Below are 1,431 nucleotides of genomic sequence, written 5' to 3' on the forward strand. Positions count from 1 at the left end.
CGCGAGAACCCGGATCACCTGCGGCAGTTGGAGACCTGGCTGCGTTCGTACCGTCCCGAGGAACTCTTCGACGCCGAGGGGCGGCCTGCCGCCGACGTCCTGGCCTGCGTCCCCGACGGCACCAAGCGGCTCGGGGCCACCCCGCACGCCAACGGCGGCCTGCTCGTCCGGGACCTGCCGATCGCGCCGCTCGACGACTTCGCCGTGCCCGTCGACAAGCCGGGCACGACCCTGCACGAGCCCACCCGCGTTCTCGGAGACCTCCTCGCCCGGGTGATGAAGGACACCGGCGCCCGCCGGGACTTCCGCCTGGTCGGCCCCGACGAGACCGCCTCCAACCGGCTCCAGGCCGTCTTCGACGTCAGCGGCAAGGCCTGGCAGGCCGAACACCTGCCGGTCGACGAGCACCTCGAACATCACGGCCGGGTGATGGAGATCCTCTCCGAACACCTCTGCCAGGGCTGGCTGGAGGGCTACCTCCTCACCGGCAGGCACGGACTGTTCTCCTGCTACGAGGCGTTCGTGCACATCGTCGACTCGATGGTCAACCAGCACATCAAGTGGCTGAAGACATCGAGGGAGTTGCCGTGGCGGGCCCCCATCGCCTCCCTCAACTACCTGCTGACGTCGCACGTGTGGCGCCAGGACCACAACGGCTTCTCCCACCAGGACCCCGGCTTCGTCGACCACGTCCTCAACAAGAGCCCCGAAGTCGTACGCGTCTACCTGCCGCCGGACGCCAACACCCTGCTCTCCGTGGCGGACCACGCCCTGCGCAGCCGCGACTACGTCAACGTGATCGTCGCGGGCAAGCAGCCCTGCTTCGACTGGCTGTCCATGGACCAGGCCCGCGCCCACTGCGCCCGCGGCGCCGGGATCTGGGACTGGGCCGGCACCGACAACGGCGGCGAACCCGATGTCGTCCTGGCCTGCGCCGGTGACGTGCCCACCCTGGAGATCCTGGCCGCCTCCGCCCTGCTCAGGAGCCATCTGCCGGAGCTGGCCGTGCGAGTCGTCAACGTCGTCGACATGACCCGGCTGCTGCCCCGCGAGGAACACCCGCACGGGATGAGCGACTTCGAGTACGACGGCCTGTTCACCACCGACAAGCCGGTCGTCTTCGCCTACCACGGCTACCCCTGGCTGATCCACCGCCTCGCCTACCGCCGCACCGGCCACACCAACCTCCACGTACGCGGCTACAAGGAGATGGGCACCACCACGACCCCCTTCGACATGGTCGTCCGCAACGACCTCGACCGCTACCGCCTCGTCATGGACGTCATCGACCGCGTCCCCGGCCTCGCCGTCCGCGCCGCCGCCGTACGCCAGCAGATGGCCGACGCCCGCACCCGCCACCACGCCTGGATCCGCACACACGGCACCGACCTGCCCGAGGTCACCGACTGGACCTGGACCGCCTGAACACCC

Annotated in this window: 1 protein-coding gene; it reads left to right on the forward strand. The window is 69.7% G+C overall.

The annotated features are described in order from the left end of the window. A partial coding sequence (locus ACWDR4_RS50095; protein WP_450418870.1) for a phosphoketolase family protein occupies positions 1-1,425 on the forward strand: 1,425 nt, incomplete at its 5' end. Between the last annotated feature and the right edge of the window lie 6 nt (positions 1,426-1,431).

The organism is Streptomyces sp. NPDC000878, from assembly GCF_053599695.1.